At 61.4% G+C, this 2,194-nt stretch carries 3 protein-coding genes; all 3 read left to right on the top strand.

What is annotated here, in order from left to right; genetic code table 11:
* The first annotated feature begins 171 nt into the window (after positions 1-171).
* Positions 172-642, top strand: coding sequence for a hypothetical protein (locus ACSEXW_RS27985; protein WP_438449476.1), 471 nt, complete (start codon positions 172-174; stop codon positions 640-642).
* Between the two features lie 2 nt (positions 643-644).
* Positions 645-965 carry a hypothetical protein gene (locus ACSEXW_RS27980; RefSeq protein WP_438449475.1) on the top strand — a complete coding sequence of 107 codons (321 nt, stop codon included), beginning with the start codon at positions 645-647 and terminating at the stop codon, positions 963-965.
* A 12-nt stretch (positions 966-977) separates the two neighbouring features.
* Positions 978-2,194 (top strand): hypothetical protein (locus ACSEXW_RS27975; RefSeq protein WP_438449474.1); only part of this gene is annotated, 1,217 nt, incomplete at its 3' end.

Below are 2,194 nucleotides of genomic sequence, written 5' to 3'. Positions count from 1 at the left end.
CCGCTGCGAAGAAGGCGGCCGCCGCCAGGAACCACATGTGATTCACGCTCCTTTTGATTCATTCTCTCCACAAGGCGGAGGTGTTATGCCGGTGTTATCGACCGTACTGCTGGTATGCTCATGTGTTTGTGCCGCGATGGGTCTGAGATCAATATGGAAGGATGCGAGAAGATGGCAAAAACACAAGCGTTAGACTGGAAGGCCTTCATGGCAGGTGAGATCCGCGGGAAAGGATCGGCTGTCCCGGTGGCCCCCATCAAATCAGAAGCTCCCAGGGCAATAGCGCCTGCTTTGGCTTCGGCAGTCTTGACTGGCGGGCTAATCTTACTGAAGACGTCTGCTCTGGTTCATGCGGCACCGGTGGCCGCTCCTGTAGCCGTCGCAGCGATGGCGATGGCGGGGCCGGCGGATTTTGCCACTCAGCTGGCGGCCGCCACCAAGCCGGTTAAGGACGTAATCTTCGGTTTCGCGCATGAGATTTATTTCGTCTTCATGGCATGGGGGGCGCTCGAGGCGCTGATCGGAAAGCCGCAGCAGGGTTTCAGCCGGATGAAGGTATCCACCGGCGCCTATATCCTCCTGTTCTGGGTGCCGTGGATCGTGGACCAGGTCAACAAAGTCCGTCCGGCGGGAGCGTGGTGAGCATGCGATTTCTTTTGACGCCCGACGGGCTGCGGCCATCCACGGACGGCGCCATCGTGCCGGAGTTGCTGAAACGCGGATCCGAGGCGGCCGGTGATGTCGTTCAGGACACCATCGGCCAGCTTGTGATCACCTGGATCCAGCATGGCACCGCCTGGCTCAAGATCAATGGGATCCCCATCGCAGCAGAGGCGGCCCTGTTATGGGGGCTGATCTGTTTCTTGGTGGCGTGCTCCGGATCTGGTAAGTGGCTGGAGAAGGGGACCCGGGCGGTGCTCATGTCGATCCTTCTGGCTGCGGCCCGATTGGTGGGGCAGATATAGGAGGGGTGATCAATGCGATTCAAATTCATGGATGGCCGACCCGTGGAGTACGTGCAGCTGCGGCTCACTCCAGACCGGACCGTAGACAATAAGAAGGTCCATGACCTGTTCCGGGCGCTCTCCAGCTTCTACGTGACGCCACTGGAGCGCCTGCAGGGGCGGAAGGCGGCCGGGGCCCTCTGGTGGGACGTGATGCTCCGGAACGATGAGATCCGATTCTATTGCACGGTACCGGCGGACTGGAAGCGGGAGATCCTGATGCAGCTGGAGCATGCCTGGCCGCTGGCCAGCATCGAGGAGATGGATGTATGGCAAACGGTCATACCGGTGTCCGCATCTGTCTGCGAGATGAAATACAGGCGTTCTAACATGTTTGCTCTGCAGGTGGATCGCCGGCTCGAGCTGGAACCAATGCGATCGATCCTTTCGATTACGGGGGAAATGCATGCCGGCGACATGACTCGACTCTCCATCTGCGCGGAGCCGGCGAGCCGCCTGGACTGGCAGGAGTGGGCCGAACGGCAGCACAAGGAGTTCCAGAAGGGCCGGACGCCCCGGCGGACCCGGCTGACCAAGCGGGACCTGTTTGTGACGTTCGGCGAGGCGGTCAGCGGGCTCCTGCAGGCTGCCCTGGATGTTCTCCATGCTGCGGTGGGTGGCGAGGAGCAAAAGCCGGCAAAGGGCAGCGATGACCAGGAAAAGCGGCTGATCATGATCGACGGCAGCTTGGCCAAGGGAACGGTCAACAAGCGGAAGGCGCCTACCTTCAATACCTACATCCGGATCGCCGCCAGCTCGCCGGACACCATGCGTCAACAGATCATCCTCCGGACCATGTCCAACTCCTTCAACGACCTGACGGCCGACAACGAGCTGGAGCGTGCCGAAATCGGCGACCGCCTGCGGCCTGTCATCATCCGGGAGCTGAATACCTTCCGGATCAGCTGGCCGACGCGACTGGACCCGGACAAGAACGTCATGAGCAACGAAGAGCTGGGTCGCTTGGTGGAGCTGCCAACGGCTGCGCTCCAGGATGAGCACCGGGACCGCATGGAGACCCTGGACAACCGACAGATCGAGGTGCCGGCGGCGCTCACCCGGGGAGGGATCCGGATCGGCGAGGTGGCCTTCAAGAAGCAGACGGTACCGGTGGCGTTCCCGGTAAAGGACTGGGACCAGCTTTGTCTGCCGACGGTGGCGATCGGCGGGATGGGAAGTGGGAAGACGAA

Source organism: Oryzibacillus soli, from assembly GCF_051594765.1.
Taxonomy (GTDB): domain Bacteria; phylum Bacillota; class Bacilli; order Paenibacillales; family NBRC-103111; genus Paenibacillus_AR.
Note: the sequence above shows the minus strand (reverse complement) of the source record. Positions and strands in the feature narration are given on the sequence as shown.

Coding starts and splice junctions, on each gene's coding strand:
- ACSEXW_RS27985 (WP_438449476.1), top strand. CDS start 172: ATGGCAAAAACACAAGCGTTAGACTGGAAGGCCTTCATGGCAGGTGAG.
- ACSEXW_RS27980 (WP_438449475.1), top strand. CDS start 645: ATGCGATTTCTTTTGACGCCCGACGGGCTGCGGCCATCCACGGACGGC.